A 20,988-nucleotide genomic window follows, 5' to 3' on the forward strand; every position below is an offset into this window, starting at 1 on the left:
GCCCGTGCCGTCCCATCCACTGTCCCTGGCCCAGCGCAGCCTGTGGCACCTCGAACGGCTCGGCCCCGGCGGCCCGGTGCACACGCTGGCCTGGCGGATTCCGTTGCGCGGCAAGCTCGACGAGCGTGCGCTGCGGGAGTCGTTCGCGGTCGCGGTCGCCCGGCACGAGCCGCTGCGGACCCGGTTCGCCGAGGGCGACAGCGGCCCGGTCGCGGTCGTCGCCGGCGAGGACGCCGTCGAACTGCCGCTGGTGGTCGACGATCTGCGGCCGCTGCCCGCGGCGAAGCGGACCGCGGAGAAGGCCCGGCGGTGCGCCGCCGACATCACCGCCGGCTTCGCGCTCGACCACGCTCCCCTGGCGCGGGCGCGCCTGCTGCACCTCGGCGACGACCGGCACGAGCTGCTGATCGTCGTGCACCACATCGTGTTCGACGGTGTCTCCCTCGACGTGCTGCTGGACGAGCTCGGCCGCGCCTACTCGGCCCGGGTGCGCGGCGAGGACCCGCGGCTCGAGGTGCTCGACGCGCGCTACGCCGACGCCGTGGCCGCGGAGCGGGAGCTGCTCACCGGACCGGGCCGGGCCACGCTGGCCGCGTTCTGGCGCGAGCGGCTCTCCGCAGTCCCGCCCGTGGTGCTGCCGCCGCCCGACCGCGACCCCGCGTCGGCGCGGGAACCGGGCGGGGAGCGGTCGTGGGCCAACCGGATCTTCACGCTCCCGCTGCCCGGGCCGGTCGTCGCGGCCGTGCGCGAGTTCGCCCGGCGTGAGCGCACCACCCCGTACGCGGTGTACCTCGCCGTGCTGACCGTCCTGCTGCACCGGCTCACCGGACTGGCCGACATCGTGGTCGGCACCCCGGTGTCCGCCCGGCACCGGGGCGCGTTCGAGCGGCTTGTCGGCTACTTCGTGAACATCGTGGTGATGCGGACCGAGGTCGGTGACCGGTCGTTCGCCCAGGTGGTCCGGACCGTCCGGGAGTCCGTGTTCGACGCGCTCGACCACCAACGGCTTCCGTTCGAGGCCGTGGTCGACGAAGTCCGCCCACCCCGGACCAGTGGCTACGGCCCGCTGTTCCAGGTGCTGTTCGCCATGGTCGCCCCCATCCGGACGCCCGGCGACGGCTTCGCGAACCTGGACATCGGTCCGGTCGAGCAGGTGGACAACGGCCGTTCGCCGTTCGCCCTCACGGTGAGCGTGCTCGACCGGGCGCAGGACGGCGCGGACCTCGAACTGTCCTACGCGGTGTCCCTCTACGACGACACGACAGCCGAGCGGATGGCCAGCCAGTTCGTCGAACTGCTGTCCGCCGCACTGTCCACTCCGGACACCGCGGCCGGGGAGCTGGCCGCCACCCTGCCCGCACCGGCGCCACTCGCCACACCCGATCTACCTGCCGCGCCGGTCATTCCGGCCGCCCCCGACGGCGGTGCCGCCGTGATCCGTGCGGTCCAGGCGGTGTGGACCGCTCACCTGCACACCGAGGTGACCGACCCGGACGCGGACTTCCTGGCCCTGGGCGGCCACTCCCTCGCCGCCGCACGCATCGCCGTGGACCTGCGCGAGCTGTTCGGGCTGGCGAACGACGCGGGCATCACGGAGTTCACGCTGTTCCGGGCGCCGACGCCGCGCCTGCTGGCCGCGCAGCTGACCGCCGCCCTCGGCGGCTGGACGGCCGCGGCGGAGGAGGCGGAGTTCGTCCTGGGACTGCTGGGGATGACCGACGAGCAAGCCGAGAAGCAGCTCACCGGCCTCGCGCCGGAGAGCCGCCACGAGGACGACGGGGGTGCGACCCGATGACCGCCGCGAACACGACGCCGGCCGATGCGACGCGGTTCACGATCCGGGAGGTCGCCGCCCGGCTCGACGCCGGCGCCCGTGCCGAACGGTGCCGGGACGCGACCTTCGGCCGCGTTTTCACCGAGCACATGGTCACGTTGCGCTGGGACCCGGACGCGGCGTGGCACGGCGGCCGGGTCGAGCCGATGGCCCCGCTGCCGCTCGACCCGGCGACGGTGGGCCTGCACTACGGCCAGATCGTCTTCGAGGGGCTGAAGGCGTACCGGCTGGACGACGGGTGCGTCGGCGTGTTCCGGCCGGACCGCTACGGCGAGCGGTTCCGGCGCTCCGCCGACCGGCTCATGATGCCGCGCCTGCCCGTGCGCGACTTCCTCCACGCCATCGAGCACCTGATCCGGGTGGATGCGGACTGGGTGCCACCGGACCGGGACCGCAGCCTGTACCTGCGCCCGCTGTTGCTCGCCGCCGACGCCGATCTCGCGCTGCGGCCTGCCCGCCGCTACCTGTTCGTGCTCACGGCGTTCGTGACCGAGATGTTCTTCGGTGCCAAGCGGGCGATCGACGTGTGGCTGAGCGAGGACTACGTGCGCAGCGTGCCGGGCGGCGTGGGGGCCGCCAAGTACGCGGGCAACTACGCGGCGGGCTATCGCGCGCAGGCACAGGCCGCCGAACACGGCTGTGACCAGGTGGTCTGGCTCGACGCACTGGAACGCCGCTGGGTCGAGGAGCTCGGCGGGATGAACCTGCTGTTCGTCGAGGGCGAGGGCACCGCGGCCCGGCTGGTCACGCCGCCGCTGACCGGCACGATCCTGCCGGGGGTCACCAGGGAGTCGGTTCTCGAGCTCGCCCCCCGGCTCGGCCTGACCGTGGCCGAGCGTCCGGTCAGCGTCGACGAGTGGCAGGACGGCTGCCGCTCCGGCCGGATCACCGAGGTGTTCGCCTGCGGCACCGCCGCGCAGATCACGTCCGTCGGGCAGGTTCGCGGCCGCGACCGGACGTGGCAGGTGGGCGACGGCCGCCCCGGGCCGGTGGCCACCCGGCTGGGTGCGCTGCTCGCCGACATCCACCGCGGCGCGGAGCAGGCCCCCGGCAAATGGCTCCACCGGATCGACGACGTGAGGGACAGGGCATGACCGAGACCAGGAACAGCACCGCCGACGTCGGCGCGACCGTCACCCGGATCTGGGGTGAGGTCCTCGCCGTCCCGGTCGGCGAGGAGTCGGACTTCTTCGAGTCCGGCGGGCACAGCGTGACGGCGATGCAGGTCCTCAACCGCATCCACGACACCTACGGCGTCGAGGTGTCGGTGCGTGATCTGTTCGAGAACCCCGTGCTCGGCGAGTTCATCGACGCCGTCCGCGCCCGGCTGAACGGAAAGGCGGACTCGTGCGCCTGATGCTGCTCTACGCCCCCGGTGCGCTCGGGCCGGTCGAGCTCCTGCGCAACCTGCGGCCCGTGGCGGACCTCGTCGTCGCGGTTCCCGAGGAGTTCCGCGACGATCCCGGCGTCGCCATGCTCGGCCAGGTTCTCGAACCGGTGTTCTTCGACCCGCTCGGCGAGCTGCCCGACGCCTCCGGCTGCGACGGCGTGATCTGCTACACCGACCTGCTCGCCCGTGTCACCGCCGAAATCGCGCACCGGCACGGCCTTCGCGGCCAGTCTCCCGCGACGGCACTCGCCCTGACCGACAAGGACGTTCAGCGCCGGACACTGGCCGAGCACGGGGTCGACACCGTGCGCTCGGCGATGCTGCGCCGGCCTGAGGACTGGGAAGGCGCAGTGGCCCGCGTCGGCCTGCCCGCCGTGTTGAAGCCGTGCTACGGCGGCGGGAGCCGCAACACCTACCGGATCGACGACGCCGCGACCGGCGCGCGGTTGGCGGGCCGGCTGCTCGCACCCGGCCCGGGTGGTCCCGCGGAGACGACGATGGTGCTCGAAGAACTGCTGATCGGCGTGGACCAGGGGCGCCACGGCGACTACTGCTCGGTGGAGACCATCACCGTGGGCGGGGTCATGACCCACCTGCCGGTGCTCTCGAAGTTCCCCCTGGCCGAGCCGTTCCGCGAGACGGGGCAGTTCTGGCCGAGCCACCTCGACGACCACGCGCAGGAACGGGCCCGGGAGGTCACCGAGGCCACCCTGCGCGCGCTCGGCTCCCGCGACGGCCTGACCAGCACGGAGCTGAAGCTGACCCCGGACGGGCCGCGGGTGATCGAGGTCAACAGCCGCCTCGACGGGTTCGTCAGCGAGTTGTCGACGCACTCCGGCGGGCCGAACCTGTTCGTCACGGCGGCCGGGGTCGCGGTCGGTGAGCCGCCCGGGATCGAGTTCCCCAACGGCCTGCCGCTGGTGTTCCAGCTCTACCACCTCGGGCCACGGGACGCGGTGCAACTGCTGGGCGTGGAGGGCATGGGAAAGGTGCGCGCGCTCGACGGCGTCCTCGCGTACCGCCTGTTGCTGGCACCCGGCGCGCCGATGACACCCGGACCGCAGAGCCAGTACCTGTCCGTGTTGAACGCCACCGCCCGGGACCACGACGGGATGTACGCGTTGCTGGCGGAGGTCGCGGCCTGCCTGACGTTCGGGTTCCGCCTGCGCGCCGCGGACGGGCCCGAGGTGTGGCTGCGCGGCACCGAGCTGCCGAGCGCCGCCGCGACCGCGGTGCCCTCGGCCGAAATCGCGCCGTGAACCTGCCCGGCGACACGACCGGGACGACGCCCCGCCATTCGGCTCGGCTCGGCATCGTCGCCATGTACGGGCTGGACGCCTTCGGCGCGGGCGCGTTCGCCTCCTCGGAGATCGTGTTCTTCACCCAGGTGCTCCAGCGCAGCCCGGGCCAGATCAGCGTCGCGTTGTCGACCGCGAGTTTCGTCGGGCTCGCGCTGATCCTGCCGTTCGGCAAGCTGGCCGACCGCGTGGACCGGCGCGGGTTGCTCGCCCTGCTGAACGGCGCGATCGCGCTGTTCATGCTCGGCTACCTGCTGCCGCCGTCGATCGTCGGCTTCTTCGTGACCACCTCGCTCGTGGTGCTGGGCCAGCGGCTGCTCAACCCCGTCCGCCCCGCGGTGATCGCCAAGCTGTTCCCCACCTCCAGGGTCGCGGTACGGGCAGCGGCTCACGTGTCGTTCAACGCCGGGTTCGCGCTCGGCAGCCTCTTCTCGGCGGGTGCGCTGTTCGTCGGCGGAACCGGCGCGTTCCGGATGCTCCTGCTCGTCAACGTCGCGATGTTCGCCGCGTGCGTGCTGATCGCGCTGCGCCTGCCCGCCGTCCGAGCCGATCCGGCCGAGGCGGAGCACCGGCGCGGGTTCGCCGCCCTGCGGGACCGGCCGTTCCTCGTCGCCACCATCGCGAACATGTTCGGCTCGCTGCACAACTCCGCGCTGCTCATCGGCCTGCCCTTGTGGCTGCTGCACCACACGAACGCCCCCGGCTGGGTGGTGCCGTCGATCCTGACGGTCAACTGCCTGCTGGTCGTGGTGCTCCAGATACGGCTCAGCCGGGGCACCGGCACCGTGCGGGGCGCGGCCCGCACCCAGTGGCGCGGCACCATCGCGATGGCCTGCGCGTGTGCGCTGCTGATGTTCACCGGGGGCGAGCTGACCCCGCTGTCCTGGACGTTGCTCGCGGCCGCCGTCGTCCTGCTGACGATCAGCGAGATCACGCAGACCGCGGGGGCGTGGGGCCTCTCGTTCGCCCTCGCCGACGAGCGCCGGGTCGGCGAGTACCAGTCCGTGTTCGGCTTGGGACTGGACGTCCAGATGGTCGTCGGACCGCTCCTGGTCACGGCGCTGGTGTCGAGCAGCGCGGGATGGCCGGCGCTGGCGGTCATCGGGCTCCTGCCGGTCGGCGTGGCCACCCGCCTGCTGCACCGCTGGGCGCCCGACGAGGCGGCACCTCCGCGGACGACGGGCGGAACACCCGCATGATCCGGTGGTGACCCGAGCCATCGCTTCCCGCTGTTCGCCGGTCAGCCGCGGCCGGCCGACGGTCTCCGCCGCGGTGCCGCACGGCCTGCCGGATCGCGGCTCCCCACCGGCGACGGCCCGGCCGGTCCGGTGGCGACCGCCCGGCCAGGGTGCCGACCGGCGGTCGCGCACGGAGCTGACGGGCGGCTTGCTCTCCCGGGCCGCGGCGGCTCACTTCTCCCCGGCCCGAGCGCCTCCCGGCCGGACCGAGGCCTCGGCGCGCCCCGGTTTCCCGACCCCCGATGAACATGAAACAAATTCGGCTACTCGTCGGTATCTTTCCCCGTGGCCGGCTGGTGGACTGTCAGCCATGTCACCCTCGAAAGCCCGCCTCGCCGTGGCCGGCACCGCTTCCGCCGTCCTGCTGCTGCTCGGGAGCGCCGGCACCGCCGACGCCCGGCCCGTCGCCACGCCGGCCGCCGTGCAGGCCGCCGCGCCGAGCTATGCCACCTGGATCGCCGACGTCACCGCGGTGACCACGCCGGCCGCCGCCTACCTCGAACAGCGGCTCGCCGTCCCCGGTGGCCGGAACGCGATCGTGCTCGACATCGACAACACCAGCCTGGAGAGCTACTACAACCCCGCGTTCACCACCCCGGCGCTCAAGCCGGTCCTGGCGCTCGCCAAGCTCGCCAAGGCCAAGGGCGCCGCCGTCCTGTTCGTCAGCGATCGCACCGAAGTCCTCCGGTGGCCGACCGAAGGGAACCTGAAGGCCGTCGGGTACCCGAACGACGGGCTCTCCCTGCGTCCCCTCTTCAACTTCGACCCGGTGCAGACCAACAAGACCAAGGCCCGGATCGCCATCGAACAGGCCGGCTACACGATCGTCGCGAACATCGGCAACAACGTGACCGACCTCGACGGCGGGCACGCCGAGCGGACCTTCAAGCTGCCCGACTACGGCGGCGCGCTGTCCTGAAGCGACGCGATCGTCGCCCCGGCCACCGGCGGGCAGGTGAGCAGCCGGTGCTCGCCTGCCCCCGTGGCCACGACGGACGCCAGCAGCCGCACCGCCTCGCGGCCGAGTGCGCGCCGCGGCACCTCGAAACCGCTGATCTCCGGGCCCGGCGTCCCGGACGGCGGCCGGCCGAGCACCGCCAAGGAGAGGTCGCCGGGCACCTCGACCCCCGCGGCGAGCACGGCCCGGTGCGCCACGGCGAACGCCGCCTCGTCGGCCACCAGCGCCGTCACACCCTCGTCGAGCCAGCCGCGGACCACCGCCGCGTCGAGGTGCCCGGCCGGTTCGCGCAGGTGCCGGATCCGCCGGTGCCCCGCCCGCCGCAGCCGGGCGAACACTTCGGCCGAAGCCGACGCGTAGTCCGCGGCCACGCAGGGAACGCCGTCGCCGAGTTCCGGCCAGTGTCCGATGGAGACGATCGGGAACCCGGCGGCGACCAGCTCCGCGGGGACGGGGGCGCCGAGGAACAGGCAGCCGTCGGCGAGCCGGGTGCGGCCGGACGCGGTGAACATGATCAGGTCCTTGCCGAGCGCCGCCGCCTCGGCTTCGATGCCGGCCAGGATCGGCTGGTGCGCCTCGAACGCCGGCGTGGCGGCGCAGATCCCGAAGAGGTCGTGACAGGCCCGCCGTTTCGCCAGCGGATCGGCGTACCCGAGCTGCTCCGCGGCTTCCAGCACCCGCAGCCGCGTCGACTCCGCCAGCCGCACCCCGGTGCGGTTGCCGCCCAGCACGACCGACACCGTCGCCTGCGAAACCCCGGCCACACGCGCGATGTCGGTCTGCCGGACCCTGCCCATCGGGTACCTCGCTCGCCGGGGTCAGCTGATCGATGCAGAGTGCAAGGCCGCTTCGAGACGCGTCAACGGTTTTGCCCGAAACTCCCGCGGATCCGGCCCGGCCTTACCGGCGGCCGGTGGCAGGATGCGGCCATGCGCTCCCTGCCCCTCGAGCTGCCCCTTGCCGGCGTCACCGTCGTGTCCTGCGAACAGGCGGTCGCCGCGCCGCTGGCCACCCGGCACCTGGCCGACCTCGGCGCCCGCGTCCTCAAGATCGAGCGGCCGGGCACCGGCGACTTCGCCCGCGCCTACGACGAAACCGTGCACGGCCAGTCGAGCCACTTCGTCTGGCTGAACCGGTCGAAGGAGAGCGTCACGCTCGACCTCAAGAGCGACGCCGCCCCCGGGGTGATGGCCGCCCTGCTGGACCGCGCGGACGTGTTCGTGCAGAACTTCGCGCCGGGCGTCGCCGAGCGGCTCGGCCTGGGCGCGGCGGCCGTGCGCGCCACCCGGCCGCGCCTGATCACGTGCTCGGTGTCGGGGTACGGCTCGACCGGCCCGTACCGCGACGCGAAGGCGTACGACCTGCTCATCCAGTCCGAAGCCGGGCTGGTTTCGGTGACCGGGTCGGCAGCGGAACCGGCCAAGAGCGGCATTCCCGCCGCGGACATCGGCGCCGGAATGTACGCCTTCTCCGGCATCCTGTCCGCGCTGTACGACCGCGAGCGCACCGGGCAGGGCACCGAGCTGGAGATCAGCCTGTTCGATTCGCTGGTCGAGTGGATGGGCTTTCCGCTCTATTACGCCGGTTACGGCGGGACACCGCCGCCGCGGACGGGCACCAGCCACGCCGCGATCGCGCCGTACGGCACCTTCGCCGCGGGCGACGGGACGGAGGTGGTCCTGGCGGTGCAGAACGAGCGCGAGTGGGCGGCGTTCTGCAAGCACGCGGTGGCACGGCCGGACTGGGTCACCGACACCCGGTTCGCGACCGGCAGTGCCCGCGTGGCGAACCGGACCACGCTCGAAGCCGAGATCGGCGCGATCTTCACGAAGCTCACGGGCGCCGAGCTGGAGGCACGGCTGAGCGCGGGCCGGATCGCGCACGCCCGCCGCCGCGACCTGCCGGACGTCCTGGCCCACCCCCAGCTCACCGCCCGCGACCGCTTCGCGGACGTGGCGACGCCCGCCGGGCCGATCCGCGCCACCCTGCCGCCGATCACGCTCCCGGGCCGGGCACCCCGGATGGACCCGGTCCCGGCACTGGGCGAGCACACCGACGCGGTCCTGACGGAGTTCGGCTTCGACCCGGCGGCGCTGCGGCGTCAGGGCGCGGTGTAGCGCAGTGCGATCTTGTGCTCGCGCGGACGGCCGGTCTCGACGAAGCCCAGTCGTTCGTAGAACGCCTTCGCGCGCACGTTGACGGCGAGAACTTCGAGCACCACGTCCTGGCCGCGCGACACCGCTTCGGCGACCAGCGCCCGCACGACGTGCCCGCCGATGCCGCGGCCTTGGTACACCGGGTCGATCTCGATCAGGCCGAGGACCACTTCGGTGTCGCCGTTCAGGACGGTCAGCGCTCCGGCGTCGTGGCCGTCGACCGTGATGACCTGGGTGTGCGCCGCGTCGAAGTTCCGCTCGTGGTAGGCGCGCTGCGCCGGGTCATCCCAGCCCCAGACCGCGTCGACGTACTCGCCGAGCGCGCGGCGGTGCAGCCGGAAGCAGAACTCGCTGTCGCCCGGCCGGAGCCGGCGCAGCCCGATCCGGGGCGACACCACGTCACTCCCCCAGGATGTGCCGCGCCCGGGCGAGCACCGGCCTGTCCACCATCCGGCCGTCCACAACGGACACCCCGGCTCCCGCCGCGAGGACCCGGCGGGCCCAGTCGCGTTCCGCCTCCGTCGGCGCGAAGCCGGCCTGGACCGCGGCCAGCTGCCGCGGGTGGATGCACAGCTTGCCGCCGAAGCCCATGCGGCGCGCGTAACCGACGTCCGAGGCCAGCTGGGCGTCGTCGGCCAACGTCGTCGTGACGCCGTCCACCGGTGGGGGCAGCCCGGCCGCCGCCGAAGCGATCACCAGCCGCGAACGTGCGTAGGCGAACGGCTCCCGGTCCTCCGGGGCGACGCCGAGTTCGGCCGCCAGGTCGACGCTGCCGAACGCCAGCCGCGTCACCGACGGCACGGCGGCCAGCTCGCCGGCCGCCTCCACCCCGCGCGCGGTCTCCACGAGGGCGACCACCTCGCCGAACCCGGCGAGCACCCCCGGTGCCTCCGCCTTCGGCACCATCACCGGGACGCCCCGCGCGGCCACCAGCTCGGCGTCCGCGGCGAACCACGGCGTGCCCGGCGCGTTGATCCGCACCATCGCCCGGTGCCCCGCGAGCCACTCCCTCACCGCGGCGCGCGCGGAGCCCTTACCCGCCGGGGCGACGGCGTCCTCGAGGTCGAGGATCACGACGTCGGCGCCGCTGGTCAGCCCCTTGCCGAAGCGATCGGGCCGGTCACCGGGCACGAACAGGAACGTCGTCGCGGCCACCCGGCCACGATAGCGGGTAAGGGGCCGGCCGTCGCCGGACTGCGTGATCACCCGATGCGGTCGCCCGCCCCTCAGGACGAGCGTGGGCTCCACGACGAAAGGAGCCGCCATGCGAGGCGACTGGATCCACGACTGGGTGCGGGTGGAAATGGAGTACCGCGCCGGGCCGCGTCCGCTGCCGGTGGTGCGGGAACGGCCGCCGGCCAAGTCGTGGAAGGCACTGTGGACCGCGTTGTTCCCGCCCCGCCGCGTCGGCGTGCCCCACCCGTGACGGCGGTCATGGCCGGACCGTGACCGACGCTCCTGGCCGCAGGGTCACGGTGCGCCGCCACGTCCCGGCCCGCACCTCGGTCCGGGTGCCGCCGACGCTGCGGATCACCGCCTGTGTGACCTTCCCGTCGCGCCAGGAGAGGTCGACCGTGAACCCGCCACGGGCGCCGATCCCCGTCACCCGGCCCGACGCCGCCCACGCCGAAGGCAGCGCGGGCAGCAGCTCCAGCACCCCCGGCCGCGCGTGGAGCAGCATTTCGAGCATCGCGGTGGGGGCGCCGAGGTTGGCGTCGATCTGGAAGATCGCGTAGCTGCCCTGGCTGTACATGTCGAAGAAGTTGGGCGCGGTGCCGTTGCCGTTGTTCACCGACGGCCGCAGCACCGTGAGCAGCAGCTGGTACGCGCGGTCGGCGTCCTTCAGCCGCGCCCAGCACGCCGAACGCCACGCGGTCGCCCAGCCGTAACTGTCCATCCCGCGCGCGACCAGCAGCGCCCGGACGCCGTCGAGCAGCTCACGCGGTGCCGTGTCGGCGGCGATGCGGTCGCCCGGGAAGAAGCCGATCAGCGGGGACAGGTGCCGGTGCGTGGTCTCGCCGAGGTTGTCCGGCGACATCCACTCCTCGAGCCAGCCGGTCGTGGGGCTCACCTTCGGCAGGTAGAGCTTCTTCTGCAGCCCGCCGATCCGGTCGCCGTGGGCGCGGTCGCGGCCCAGCACCGCGACGGCTTCGCGGTAGTGCTCGAACAGGTCCCAGACGATCTCCTGGGCGTAGGTGATCCCGCGGGCGTCCTGCGGGCCGTGCTCGGGTGACCAGTCGTGGTCGTCGACGAGCACTTCGCGGCCGTCGACGGTCGTGGGGACCAGCCGCGCCTCCCAGAACTCGACCGCCCCCTTCAGCAGCGGGTAGATCCGCGCGAGGTACGCCTTGTCCTGGGTGAAGGCGTAGTGCTCCCAGAGCGAGTTGCACAGCCACGCGTTGCCGCCCGGGTGCCACCACCAGCCGGAGCCGCCGTAGATGTTCGTCGAGAACGCGACCGCCCAGCCGGCGACCTTCCCGCTCGTGTTCCGGAACCTGTTGCGCGGGTCGTTGAACAGCCGTTTCGTGCTGTCCGTCCACACGGGAAGCTGCGCGAGGCAGTAATCGGCCAGGGCAGTGAAGCTCTCGGGCAGCGCCGCGCGGTCGGCGAGCCAGTAGTTCATCTGGACGTTGATGTCGGTGTGGTAGTCGCTCATCCAGTCCGGCGTGTTGTTGTTCTGCCACAGGCCCTGCAGGCCCATCGGCAGGCCGTCGCGGGAGCCGGTGATCGTCAGGTACCGCCCGAACTGCAGGTAGCTCGCCTCCAGCTCGGGGTCGGCCACGCCCGGCTCGTCGTGCCGGGCCACCAGCCGCGACCACGTGTCCAGGGCCCGCTTCGCCGCCGGCGACGGACCGAGGTCCACACTCATCCGGTCGTACAGCCGCCGGTAGTCGGCGACGTGCGTCGCCCGCAGGACACATCCGCCCACGGCGAGCGCGGCCGCCGCCTTGCGGTTCGCCAGTGCGAGCGGGTCGAGGGACGCGTCGAGGAACTTCCGCGCCGCGTCGGGGACGTAGTTCGTGCCGCCGCTGAGCACGACGACGACCTCGCTGCCGCTGAACGTGGTCCCGCCGGCCACCGTGCACGCGTACTGCAGGCCGTTGGCGAACGTGCCGGTGAACGCCGTCGCGCCGGACATGGCCTCGCCCCGGGTCGGCTCCAGCGTCACCGAGCCGGTGACGGGTCCGCCGCTGAACCGGATCACCACGACGTCGTCGGGGTGGCTCGCGAAGTACTCACGCCGGTACTGCACGCCCTGGTGCCGGTAGGTGATCACCACCAGGCCGTTGCTCAGGTCGAGCGTGCGCCGGTAGTCCGTCACGCCGGTGTGCGCCGGCACCGCGATCCGCAGCTTCGCGAGCAGGCCGAGCGTGCCGAACTTCTCGGTCTCGTAGGGGAACTGGCCGTCGTCCTGGAGGACGTCGTTGGCGCCGCCGGTCCACAGGGACGCGTCGGCGAGGTAGAGGAAGTCGGCGGCCGGGTCGCCGCCGACGAGGGCACCGATCCGACCATTGCCGATCGGCAGGCCCTGCTCGATGATCTTGTTCTCGGCCGCGGGAGCCGGGTACCACAGCGTGGTCGACCGCGCGTCGGGGACGAGCTCCTCACCCACTGGTCGGATCACCTCGGCGTTGGCAGCAAAGGGATGCAGGCCACCCAGCGCAACGCCGGCGCCGACCGCGCCACCGAGCTTGAGGAAGGTCCGCCGCGACGGCGGGAGAGGCAGTCCTGGCATGGGTCATCCGTTCGGCGTTGGGCGGAAAACGGCCACGAAGCCCGCCAAACATATGACCTATCCGGTCCAGTGGTCAAGATTCTTCGGGATGGACCGGTTACCCGTGATCGGCTCGCTCGGCGAGGTACTCGCGGAAGGTGATCTCGCCGTCGCGGTGCTCGGGAGCCAGGTGCCCGCCGCCGGCGTAGGCCCGGAACGTCTCCCCCGGCACCTTGAGCGGCACGATCCGCCGGTGCCGCCCGGTGGCCTCGCCCACCGCCTCGGCCAGCTCGGCGGCGGTGAGGATCTCCGGGCCGCCGAAGTCGGGCGCCCGGCCGGCCGGGTCGGCCGTCGCCAGCTCGGCGAGACGGCGGGCGACGTCGCGGACGTCGACCGGCTGGAAGGAGATCCGCGGTACCGGCACGACCGGCAGCCGGGCCGCGCCGGCGATGATGCCGCGGACCAGGCCGTGGAACTGGGTCGCCCGCTGGATCGTGGCCGGCAGGCCCGAGTCGGCGAAGAGCTGCTCGGTTTCGAGCTTGGCCCGGTAGTAGCCGAGCGGGACGCGGTCGACGCCGACGATCGAGACGTACACCAGGTGCGGGGTGCCCGCCCATCGCGCCGCTTCGATCAGGGTGCGCGCGAGCTGCGTCTCCCGGCCGAAGTAGTCGGTGGCGCAGTGGACCACCGCGTCCACCCCGGCGACGGCGCTGTCGATGCCCCGCCCGGTCCGCAGGTCGCCGCGGACGACGTCCGGTCCGGCCCGGCGGCTCACCACGCGGACCTCCTCGCCCGCCGCCCGCAGCCGCGCCACGACCGCCGAGCCGAGCTGCCCGGTGCCGCCGGTGACCAGGATCCGCACGTCGACCACCTCCGGCGCCATCCTGGCACGGCGCGGGCCCGCCGGGAAACGTTTCCCGGTGGGCCCGCGCGGCCTGGCTCAGCCGCGGTTGATGGTGAACGTGGTGGTGCGGTTGCGGATGTCCTCGGCGTTGTCGGCCAGGGTGAGCCCGGTGAAGGTCGCCGAGCCGACGGCCGGGCCCTGACCCGGTTCCGGCAGCTCGTTGGCCCAGATCCCGATCCCGGACTTGGCGTCGAACTCGTCCCCGCTGCGGTGCGCGCCGGTGATCGACACGTTCGTCAGCACGGTGTCCTCGACCGGGTGTTCCGGCCCGCCGTTGTACTTGGTCTGGAACATGATGCCGCTGTAGGTCGGGCTCTGGATGTCCACATCGGACACCCGGATGCCGCGGAACTCCTTGGACGCGGAGAACAGCCAGATCGCCGGGAACGTCTGCTGGCCCCAGAAGTGGCCGCCGGCCCGGACAAGGGAAGCGTTCTGGACCGTCGTCGGCTGCGGCCCGAACCCGAGGAACGGGTAGCCGAAGTCGAGCGAGCTGATCGTGATCGCCGAGTACGTCAGCGTGTCCGCGATGTAGAGGTTCCGGAAGGTGTTGTTGTACCCGCCGTACACCGCGAGCCCGGCCGCGCGCCACGGGGTGAGCGCGGTGAGGTTCTCGTACACGTTGTCGTACTGGTTGCCCGGGTTGAGGTCGGTGGCGGCGAACAGCGCGAAGCTGTCGTCTCCGGTGGAGCGGGCCTCGATGTTGGTGACGTGGTTGCCGGTGCTGCCGTTGGTGAGGTTGACGCCGTCGGCGAAGGTGTCGCGGATCCGGGAGTTCTTGATCGTGGTGTTGTCCACGTTGGTGCCCCAGACCATCACCACCTGGTGCTCGACCCAGATGTCGTCGATCGTCAGGTTCGCGACGTTCGTCAGGTTGAACACCTTGCCGGGGCCGTCGATCCGGGACGTGTAGTTGCCGAACACGGCGAACCCGCGGAACGTCGAGCCGTTCGCGCTCGCCTGGACGTCGATGCCGATGTCGGTGTTCTCCTGCCCGGCGGGCGCGGCGAACTTCGTGAACCACGGCCCGGCGCCGGTGACCGTGACGGCCTTGCCGTAGACGTTCAGCTTGCTCGACAGCGCGTAGGTCCCGGCCGGCAGGTAGACGCCGGTGAGGGTGGTGTCCTGCCGGACCTTGTCGAGGGCGTTCTGCACGTCCTGCTGGGTGAACCCGGTGGGCACCGCGAAGTGCGCCGGGTCGGGGTTCGCGACCGCGGTCGCCTGCTCGAGGCTGACGAAGTCGATCGCGTAGTTCGTCGTGTTCGCCGCGTCCTTCTGCAGCTTGATCCGGCTGCCGGCGGGCACGGTGGTGCCCAGCAGCGTGCTGGCTTCGTCGTAGATGTGCCGCGGCCCGGCGCCCGGCGAGTTGCCCGGGCCGGTTTCGGCGCCGTAGAGCCACGCGTAGCGCGAGGTCAGGTCGATCGCCTTGAGGAAGGTGCCGTTGACGTAGACGTTCAGCGTCGCGTTGATGCCGCCGCCGCCCGCGGCGTCCGGGATGGAGAACCGGGTGACCAGGGTGTTGGTCGCCGCCCGCGTGGTGAACTCCACCGAGGAGCCGGTCGAGTTCAGCGTGACGGCCTTGCGGCCCGAGGCTTCGCCCGCGAGGTCGCCGATGGTGCGGTTCGGGCCGACCACGGCCGCGCCGCCCGCGACGACGCCGTCCTCGGCTTCGTAGGTGTCGTAGGGCATGTTCGCGCCCCGGCCGGCGAACAGCGCCTGCGTGCTCGTGTTGTTGCCCTGCTTGACAGGCAGCTCGTTGGCGTCGGCGGCCACGACCGTCTTCACCGTGTACCGGCCGTTGGCCGCGGTCCAGGTGCCGACGGTCACCGGGGCCGCCGTGGCGCCGGCAGCGATGGCTCCGGTGTAGCCACTGCTCAGCGTCTTGACGACGGAGCCGTTCTGGTCGGTGATCGTCACCGTGATTCCGTGGGTGCCGCCCGCGCTCGCCACGGTGCCCTGGTTGCGCAGGATCGTGGTGAAGGTGACCGTGTTGCCCGCGGACGGGTTCCCCGGCGACCACGCCGTCGCCGCGACGAGGTCGGAGCTGGACACGGGGCTCACGACCAGTGCCGACGAGCCGGTGTAGGCGTTGTTGGCCTCGTTCTGCTCGATGACGGCGTTGCCCTCGTCGACCTTGGCCGTGAGCGGGTAGCTGCCCGCGTCCCGGGTGCCGATGTTCGCCGACACGGTCGTCGACGCGCCGGCGGCGAGCGCCCCGACGTTCGCCGTGCCGACCTTGGTCGTGCCGAGGTAGAGGTTCACGTTCGTCGCGCCGGAGGCCGCCGTCCCGGCGTTGCGGGCGGTCGCCGACACGGTGATCGCGTCGGTCTCCACGGGGTTCTGCGGCGACCAGGACACGCCCGAGATCGTCAGGTCAGGGTTGGGTGCGGGGACGCCGAAGACCTGGAACTCCGCGACCTGCCCGCCGCCCGCGCCGGAGTTGGCGGTGACGCGCAGGCGGACGTCGGCGGCGCGGCCGCCGAGCGGGATCGTCACGGTGTTGCCGGTCGCGGGGCTGAAGCTATAGGCCTGCGCCGGGACCAGCGTCGTGAATGCCGACCTGCTCTGCTCCCGGCCTTCGACGGCAATCGTCTGCGTCCGCGGGCCCCACGCCGGATCGGGATTGAGCTTGACCACGACCTGGTTCAGGTCGGCGTTGGCGCCCAGCGCGACGGTCAGCAGGTTCGGGTAGGTCCCGCCGCCGCCTTCCCAATAAGTGGCCAGGGAGTCGTCGTTGGCGTTGGCCGCCACGTACGTCCACTCCGTCGAGGACGCCGTGATCGCCTTCCCCAGCGCGAGGTTCGTCCCGGCCTGGCTGCCGGCGCGCGTCACGGTGGCGCTGTTCGCCGACTGGTTGCCCGCGGAGTCCTTCGCGCGGACGAAGTACGAGACGGTGGCGCCGTCGGGCTGGCTGTCGGTGTAGGTCAGGACGTTCCCGGCGACGCTGCCGCGCAGCTGGTTGTTCGCGTAGACGTCGTAGCCGGCGACGCCGGTGTTGTCCGTCGAAGCCGACCAGGTCAGCCGGATCTGGCCGCTCGCGGGCTGGGTGTAGGCGAGGTTGCCGGGCGCGGACGGCGGCTGCGTGTCGCCGCCGGCGGGCCCGTGCACCTCGAACTCCGCCAGCTGCGCGGCGGGCCAGCCGGTGTTCGCCGTGACGTTCAGCCGCACGAACCGGGGCTTGCCGGTGACGTCCACGGTGACGGTGTTGGCCTTGGCCGGGTCGAACACGTACCCGGCCGAGGGCTTCAGGTCGGTGAAGGTGGTCCCGTCGGTGCTGCCCTGGACGCTGAACGTCTCGGTGCGGGCGCCCCAGTTCGCGGCCGGCAGCCTGAGCACCAGCTGCGCGACGTCCGTCGGCGCGCCGAGGTCGGCCTGGACCCACTGCGGGAACTGGTTGTTCGTGCTTTCCCAGTAGGTGTTCTGGTTGCCGTCGCCGACGTTCGAGACGGGATAGCCGGCGAGCTGGCTGCTGGCGGTGTAGGTCGCGGAGGCGGCTTGGACGGCGGGCTGGACGGCCGTCGCGGCGACGGCCGGGGCCGCGCTCGCCGGTGCGGCGGGCGTGGCCAGGAGCAGGGACAGGGCGGCGAAGGTGGCCGCGGGTGACAGCACTCGCTTCGTTCTCATGGAGGTCCTCTGGTCCGGGGAGGAGGGAGACGATTCGGAGCGGGTTCTTCCTGACTACTGCCTCGATCTGTCGGCCTTCTGTCAGGTTCTTGCACTGATTCGTTCAAGAGTTACAGTGACGTGGGTCTCAAGTCAACGCCCGCGCAGCAAAAAGGCCTCCTCGCGGGATGCGAGGAGGCCTGGGTGGCTCCGGTCAGGCGTGCACGGCCCCCAGCCGGATCGGGCGGAGGCTCGGCGCGTTCGCCGGCTCGCCGCAGTGCGCACAGACCGTGGCCGGCTCGAGGACTTCACCGCAGGCGTGACGCCAGAGGGTCGGCGGTTCGCCCTGGTGGACGTACTTGTCGCCCCAGGCCATCAGGCCGAGCAGGATCGGCTGCAGCGCGCGGCCGGCTTCGGTCGGGTGGTACTCGTGACGTGGCGGGTGAGCGTCGTACTGGACCTTCTCGAGCACGCCCGCGTCGACGAGCTTGCGCAGCCGCGCGGCCAGGATGTCCCGGCTGGCCCCGGTGTTCTCGGCGATCTGGTTGAACCGCCGCTCCCCCAGCATGATCTCGCGCAGTGCCAGCAGGCTCCACCGCTCGCCGACGACCTCGAGCGCCTCGGCGACCGAGCATTCGCGACCACGCCGGACCATCGCCACCTCCACGGGGTTGAAAATCCAACCTAGCACGTCAGCACCATGTGACCTGGCGAACAAGTGAGTTGTGAAATCCAACTCGGCGGGCGTATACCGAAGACATCCCCGATCTGCGAGGAGGCAGACGCCATGACGGACGCGGTGATCGTCGACGCGGTACGGACCCCGATCGGCAAGGGCAAGCCGAACGGCAGCCTGGCCGGGGTGCACCCGGTCGACCTGCACGCCCACGCCCTGCGTTCGCTCGTCGAGCGCACCGGCCTCGACCCGGCCCGGATCGACGACGTCATCAGCGGCGCGGTCGGCCAGATCGGCGAGCAGAGCATGAACACCGCTCGCTGGGCGGCGCTGGCCGCCGGGCTGCCGGAGTCGGTGCCCGCGGTGACGGTCGACCGCCAGTGCGGCAGCAGCCAGCAGGCCGTCCACTTCGCCGCGCAGGGTGTCATCGCCGGCGCGTACGACGTCGTCATCGCCTCCGGCGTCGAGTCGATGAGCCGGGTGCCGATGGGCAGCCAGGTGGCCGGGCGCGACCCGTTCGGCCCGCAGGTCGCCGCCCGCTACCCCGACGGGCTGGTGCCGCAGGGCATCAGCGCGGAGCTGATCGCCGCGAAGTGGGGCTTCACCCGAGCGCAGCTGGACGAGTTCGCCGCGGAAAGCCACCAGCGCGCGGCGAAGGCGTGGGCCGACGGCAAGTTCACCGGCGAAGTGGCACCGCTCAAGGCCCCCGGCCCCGACGGCGTGCTCGCCGACGTCACCACCGACGAGACGGTGCGCCCCGGCACCACCCCGGAGATCCTGGCCGGGCTGAAGCCGGCGTTCCGCGCCGACATCTGGGAGCACCGCTTCCCCGGCCTCGGCTGGCACACCACGGCGGGCAACTCGTCACCGATCAACGACGGCGCCGCGGCGCTCCTGATCACCAGCAGCGAAACGGCCACCGCACTGGGCCTCAGGCCACGAGCCCGCATCCACAGTTTCGCCGTCGCGGGCGACGACCCCCTCCTGATGCTGACGGGCGTCATCCCGGCAACCCGCAAGGTCCTGGCGCGGGCGGGCCTGGAGGTGTCGGACATCGACGCGTTCGAGGTCAACGAGGCGTTCGCCAGCGTCGTACTGGCCTGGCAGCGGGAGATCGGCGCAGACCCGGCGAAGGTCAACATCAACGGCGGCGCCATCGCCCTCGGCCACCCCCTGGGCGGCAGCGGAGCCAGGCTGGCGACGACGCTGCTGTCGGTCCTGGAGCAGACGGGCGGCCGCTACGGCCTCCAGACGATGTGCGAAGCGGGCGGCCTCGCCAACGCCACGATCATCGAGCGCCTGGACTGACCGGACAATCGGGCTTCGGGGTTGCGGACAGCAGCATCACTCAGGCGGCTCCTCGACCCCGTCCCGCTCGGCCCACTCCAGCAACGGCTCGAGCGAGAACACAGCGTCGTCGATCCCGGCATGCAGATCCCCCACCTCGGCAAACCGCCCAGGGACGGTGGCGATGGTGAAATCCCCAGGCTCGGCATCATCGATTTCCGACCAGAGGATCGGCGTCGACACCGTCCCTTCCGGATTCCCCCGGACCGAGTAGGCGCTGGCAATCGTGTGGTCCCGAGCGTTCTGGTTGTAGTCGACGAACAGCAGCCGCGGATCGCGGTCCTTCCGCCACCAGGTGGTCGTGACGTCGTCCGGAGCCCGCCGTTCGACCTCGTGAGCGAACGCCAGCGCGGCCCGGCGCACGTCGGGGAAGCCCCACCGAGGCTCGATCCGGACGTAGACGTGCAGGCCACGTCCCCCGGAGGTCTTCGGCCACCCGACCGCGCCGAGCTCGTCGAGGATCTCGTGGACGACGTGCGCGACCCGCCGAACCCGGTCGTACCCGCACTCGGGCATCGGGTCGAGGTCGATCCGCCACTCGTCGGGCTTCTCGGTGTCGGCCCGCCGCGAGTTCCACGGGTGGAACTCCACAGTGGACATCTGCACGGCCCAGGCGACGTGCGCGAGTTCGGTGACGCACAGTTCGTCGGCGTGCCGGTTGTAGCGCGGAAAGGTGACCCGCACGGTCTCCAGCCACGGCGGCGCGCCGTTCGGGACCCGTTTCTGGTGCACCTTCTCCCCCGCCACACCGGACGGGAAGCGGTGCAGCATGCAGGGGCGTTCGCGCAGGGCGTTGACGATGCCGTCGCCCACCGAGAGGTAGTAGTTGACCAGGTCGAGCTTGGTTTCGCCGCGGGCCGGGAAGTAGACGCGGTCCGGGTTGGAGATCCGCACGGTGTGCGGGCCGACTTCGAGCTCAACAGCCTTGCCTGCCATGGGTCAGACGCTACTCGCTACGGTGGCCGGGTGAGCCTTCCGACAGACGGTCACGTGCACACCGAATGGTCATGGGACACGGTCACCGGCTCGATGCTCGGCTCGTGCGAACGGGCGCTCGAGCTGGGCCTGCCGTCGGTGGCGTTCACCGAGCACGCAGACCTGACGTCATGGCTGATCCCGGAGCCGATCCGGCCGCTCCTGCCGGACCACTTCCGGGTGCGGCTGCGCCCGGACGGCGTCCTGGAGCCGCCGGACCTCGACGTTTCCGGGTACCTGGCGTGCGTCGAAGAGTGCCGGGAGCGGTTTCCGTCGTTGCGGATCCTGTCCGGTGTGGAGCTGAGCGAGCCGCATTGGCACGGCCCTCGTGCGGACGCACTGCTGGCGGCCCACGACTTCGACCGCGTGCTGGGTTCGGTGCACTCCCTGCGGGAGGGCGGGCACCACCACGAGCTGACCGTGGTGTCGGGCCGGCCGCCGGGTGAGCTGCTGCGGGCCTACCTCGGCGAGGTACTGGAGCTGGTGGAGTCGACGGCGGACTTCGCGGTCCTCGCCCACATCGACTACGCACTGCGTTCGTGGCCGGCCGAGGGCCCCCCGTTCGTGGCGACGGACTTCGAGGAGGAGTTCCGCACGGTGCTGCGCGCGTTGAAGGCGAGCGGGCGGGCGCTGGAGGTGAACACGAAGGTGCCACTGCCGGCCGAGGTGGTGCGGTGGTGGTTCGAGGCAGGCGGCCCGGCGGTGACGTTCGGCAGCGACGCCCACGAGCCAGGCCTGGTCGGCCACGGCTTCACGGCGGCGGCAGCACTGGCAGAGGCCAGCGGCTTCCGCCCCGGCCATACCCCACACGACTTCTGGCGCCGCTGACGCACCCCGGCCCCCAGCCTCATGCGCCCCAATGTGGCGTTCGGTGCGTCCAACGCACCGAACGCC

At 72.2% G+C, this 20,988-nt stretch carries 18 protein-coding genes; 10 read left to right on the forward strand and 8 right to left on the reverse strand.

What is annotated here, in order from left to right; translation table 11 throughout:
- Positions 1-4 precede the first annotated feature (4 nt).
- The 6 genes from BLW76_RS26375 (at position 5) to BLW76_RS26400 (ending at position 6,679) form a co-directional block, all read left to right on the forward strand.
- The gene (locus BLW76_RS26375; protein ID WP_167384743.1) at positions 5-1,795 is read left to right on the forward strand and encodes a condensation domain-containing protein; all 1,791 of its coding nucleotides are present in this window, start codon (positions 5-7) and stop codon (positions 1,793-1,795) included.
- Positions 1,792-2,928 carry a branched-chain amino acid aminotransferase gene (locus BLW76_RS26380; RefSeq protein ID WP_091312021.1) on the forward strand — a complete coding sequence of 379 codons (1,137 nt, stop codon included), beginning with the start codon at positions 1,792-1,794 and terminating at the stop codon, positions 2,926-2,928. The genes BLW76_RS26375 and BLW76_RS26380 overlap by 4 nt, the downstream gene beginning before the upstream one ends.
- The gene (locus tag BLW76_RS26385; protein WP_167384744.1) at positions 2,925-3,191 is read left to right on the forward strand and encodes a phosphopantetheine-binding protein; all 267 of its coding nucleotides are present in this window, start codon (positions 2,925-2,927) and stop codon (positions 3,189-3,191) included. The genes BLW76_RS26380 and BLW76_RS26385 overlap by 4 nt, the downstream gene beginning before the upstream one ends.
- Positions 3,182-4,483 carry an ATP-grasp domain-containing protein gene (locus BLW76_RS26390; protein ID WP_091312027.1) on the forward strand — a complete coding sequence of 434 codons (1,302 nt, stop codon included), beginning with the start codon at positions 3,182-3,184 and terminating at the stop codon, positions 4,481-4,483. Before BLW76_RS26385 ends, BLW76_RS26390 begins: the two co-directional genes overlap by 10 nt.
- The gene (locus tag BLW76_RS26395; RefSeq protein ID WP_091312029.1) at positions 4,480-5,721 is read left to right on the forward strand and encodes an MFS transporter; all 1,242 of its coding nucleotides are present in this window, start codon (positions 4,480-4,482) and stop codon (positions 5,719-5,721) included. Before BLW76_RS26390 ends, BLW76_RS26395 begins: the two co-directional genes overlap by 4 nt.
- A 349-nt stretch (positions 5,722-6,070) precedes the next feature.
- The gene (locus tag BLW76_RS26400; protein ID WP_091312031.1) at positions 6,071-6,679 is read left to right on the forward strand and encodes an HAD family acid phosphatase; all 609 of its coding nucleotides are present in this window, start codon (positions 6,071-6,073) and stop codon (positions 6,677-6,679) included.
- On the opposite strand, the gene BLW76_RS26405 is transcribed toward BLW76_RS26400, so the two are convergent.
- Positions 6,658-7,515: a LacI family DNA-binding transcriptional regulator gene (locus BLW76_RS26405; protein WP_091312034.1), complete on the reverse strand. Its 858-nt coding sequence runs from the start codon at positions 7,513-7,515 to the stop codon at positions 6,658-6,660. The genes BLW76_RS26400 and BLW76_RS26405 overlap by 22 nt on opposite strands.
- A gap of 132 nt (positions 7,516-7,647) precedes the next feature.
- Here BLW76_RS26405 and BLW76_RS26410 point away from each other — a divergent pair, with 132 nt between their 5' ends.
- Positions 7,648-8,835, forward strand: a complete 1,188-nt coding sequence (locus BLW76_RS26410; RefSeq protein WP_091312037.1) for a CaiB/BaiF CoA transferase family protein — start codon at positions 7,648-7,650, stop codon at positions 8,833-8,835.
- Here the strand turns inward: BLW76_RS26410 and BLW76_RS26415 are convergent.
- The gene (locus BLW76_RS26415) at positions 8,820-9,269 is read right to left on the reverse strand and encodes a GNAT family N-acetyltransferase (RefSeq protein WP_091319903.1); all 450 of its coding nucleotides are present in this window, start codon (positions 9,267-9,269) and stop codon (positions 8,820-8,822) included. The two genes, BLW76_RS26410 and BLW76_RS26415, sit on opposite strands and share 16 nt — an antisense overlap.
- A gap of 4 nt (positions 9,270-9,273) precedes the next feature.
- Positions 9,274-10,029 (reverse strand): HpcH/HpaI aldolase/citrate lyase family protein, encoded by a 756-nt coding sequence (locus tag BLW76_RS26420; protein ID WP_208613387.1) that lies wholly within the window; start codon positions 10,027-10,029, stop codon positions 9,274-9,276.
- A gap of 109 nt (positions 10,030-10,138) precedes the next feature.
- Here BLW76_RS26420 and BLW76_RS48750 point away from each other — a divergent pair, with 109 nt between their 5' ends.
- Positions 10,139-10,300 (forward strand): hypothetical protein, encoded by a 162-nt coding sequence (locus BLW76_RS48750; RefSeq protein WP_167384745.1) that lies wholly within the window; start codon positions 10,139-10,141, stop codon positions 10,298-10,300.
- Between the two features lie 6 nt (positions 10,301-10,306).
- Here the strand turns inward: BLW76_RS48750 and BLW76_RS26425 are convergent, their stop codons facing one another.
- The 4 genes from BLW76_RS26425 to BLW76_RS26440 form a co-directional block, all read right to left on the reverse strand.
- Positions 10,307-12,610: a glycosyl hydrolase family 95 catalytic domain-containing protein gene (locus BLW76_RS26425; RefSeq protein WP_091312041.1), complete on the reverse strand. Its 2,304-nt coding sequence runs from the start codon at positions 12,608-12,610 to the stop codon at positions 10,307-10,309.
- Between the two features lie 97 nt (positions 12,611-12,707).
- Positions 12,708-13,472 (reverse strand): SDR family oxidoreductase, encoded by a 765-nt coding sequence (locus tag BLW76_RS26430; protein ID WP_208613388.1) that lies wholly within the window; start codon positions 13,470-13,472, stop codon positions 12,708-12,710.
- A 57-nt stretch (positions 13,473-13,529) separates the two neighbouring features.
- Positions 13,530-17,117, reverse strand: coding sequence for a discoidin domain-containing protein (locus tag BLW76_RS26435; protein ID WP_091312044.1), 3,588 nt, complete (start codon positions 17,115-17,117; stop codon positions 13,530-13,532).
- Positions 17,118-17,310: 193 nt separating this feature from the next.
- The gene (locus BLW76_RS26440) at positions 17,311-17,751 is read right to left on the reverse strand and encodes a winged helix-turn-helix transcriptional regulator (RefSeq protein WP_091312047.1); all 441 of its coding nucleotides are present in this window, start codon (positions 17,749-17,751) and stop codon (positions 17,311-17,313) included.
- A gap of 132 nt (positions 17,752-17,883) precedes the next feature.
- Between BLW76_RS26440 and BLW76_RS26445 the strand changes: the two genes are divergently transcribed.
- Entirely contained in the window at positions 17,884-19,080 is a 1,197-nt protein-coding gene (locus BLW76_RS26445) for a thiolase family protein (protein WP_091312048.1), read from the forward strand.
- A gap of 36 nt (positions 19,081-19,116) precedes the next feature.
- Here the strand turns inward: BLW76_RS26445 and ligD are convergent, their stop codons facing one another.
- Entirely contained in the window at positions 19,117-20,055 is a 939-nt protein-coding gene (gene ligD / locus BLW76_RS26450) for a non-homologous end-joining DNA ligase (protein ID WP_091312051.1), read from the reverse strand.
- Between the two features lie 30 nt (positions 20,056-20,085).
- Here ligD and BLW76_RS26455 point away from each other — a divergent pair, with 30 nt between their 5' ends.
- Positions 20,086-20,922 carry a PHP domain-containing protein gene (locus BLW76_RS26455; protein ID WP_091312052.1) on the forward strand — a complete coding sequence of 279 codons (837 nt, stop codon included), beginning with the start codon at positions 20,086-20,088 and terminating at the stop codon, positions 20,920-20,922.
- The last annotated feature ends 66 nt before the right edge of the window (positions 20,923-20,988 follow it).

This window comes from Amycolatopsis tolypomycina, from assembly GCF_900105945.1.
GTDB classification, from domain to species: domain Bacteria; phylum Actinomycetota; class Actinomycetes; order Mycobacteriales; family Pseudonocardiaceae; genus Amycolatopsis; species Amycolatopsis tolypomycina.

What these genes read in the sequence shown, in the direction of transcription:
- BLW76_RS26380 (WP_091312021.1), top strand. Translation starts at nt 1,792, where the DNA reads ATGACCGCCGCGAACACGACGCCGGCCGATGCGACGCGGTTCACGATC.
- BLW76_RS26385 (WP_167384744.1), top strand. Translation starts at nt 2,925, where the DNA reads ATGACCGAGACCAGGAACAGCACCGCCGACGTCGGCGCGACCGTCACC.
- BLW76_RS26400 (WP_091312031.1), top strand. Translation starts at nt 6,071, where the DNA reads ATGTCACCCTCGAAAGCCCGCCTCGCCGTGGCCGGCACCGCTTCCGCC.
- BLW76_RS26405 (WP_091312034.1), bottom strand. Translation starts at nt 7,515, where the DNA reads ATGGGCAGGGTCCGGCAGACCGACATCGCGCGTGTGGCCGGGGTTTCG.
- BLW76_RS26410 (WP_091312037.1), top strand. Translation starts at nt 7,648, where the DNA reads ATGCGCTCCCTGCCCCTCGAGCTGCCCCTTGCCGGCGTCACCGTCGTG.
- BLW76_RS48750 (WP_167384745.1), top strand. Translation starts at nt 10,139, where the DNA reads ATGCGAGGCGACTGGATCCACGACTGGGTGCGGGTGGAAATGGAGTAC.
- BLW76_RS26425 (WP_091312041.1), bottom strand. Translation starts at nt 12,610, where the DNA reads ATGCCAGGACTGCCTCTCCCGCCGTCGCGGCGGACCTTCCTCAAGCTC.
- BLW76_RS26430 (WP_208613388.1), bottom strand. Translation starts at nt 13,472, where the DNA reads ATGGCGCCGGAGGTGGTCGACGTGCGGATCCTGGTCACCGGCGGCACC.
- BLW76_RS26435 (WP_091312044.1), bottom strand. Translation starts at nt 17,117, where the DNA reads ATGAGAACGAAGCGAGTGCTGTCACCCGCGGCCACCTTCGCCGCCCTG.
- BLW76_RS26440 (WP_091312047.1), bottom strand. Translation starts at nt 17,751, where the DNA reads ATGGTCCGGCGTGGTCGCGAATGCTCGGTCGCCGAGGCGCTCGAGGTC.
- BLW76_RS26445 (WP_091312048.1), top strand. Translation starts at nt 17,884, where the DNA reads ATGACGGACGCGGTGATCGTCGACGCGGTACGGACCCCGATCGGCAAG.
- ligD (WP_091312051.1), bottom strand. Translation starts at nt 20,055, where the DNA reads ATGGCAGGCAAGGCTGTTGAGCTCGAAGTCGGCCCGCACACCGTGCGG.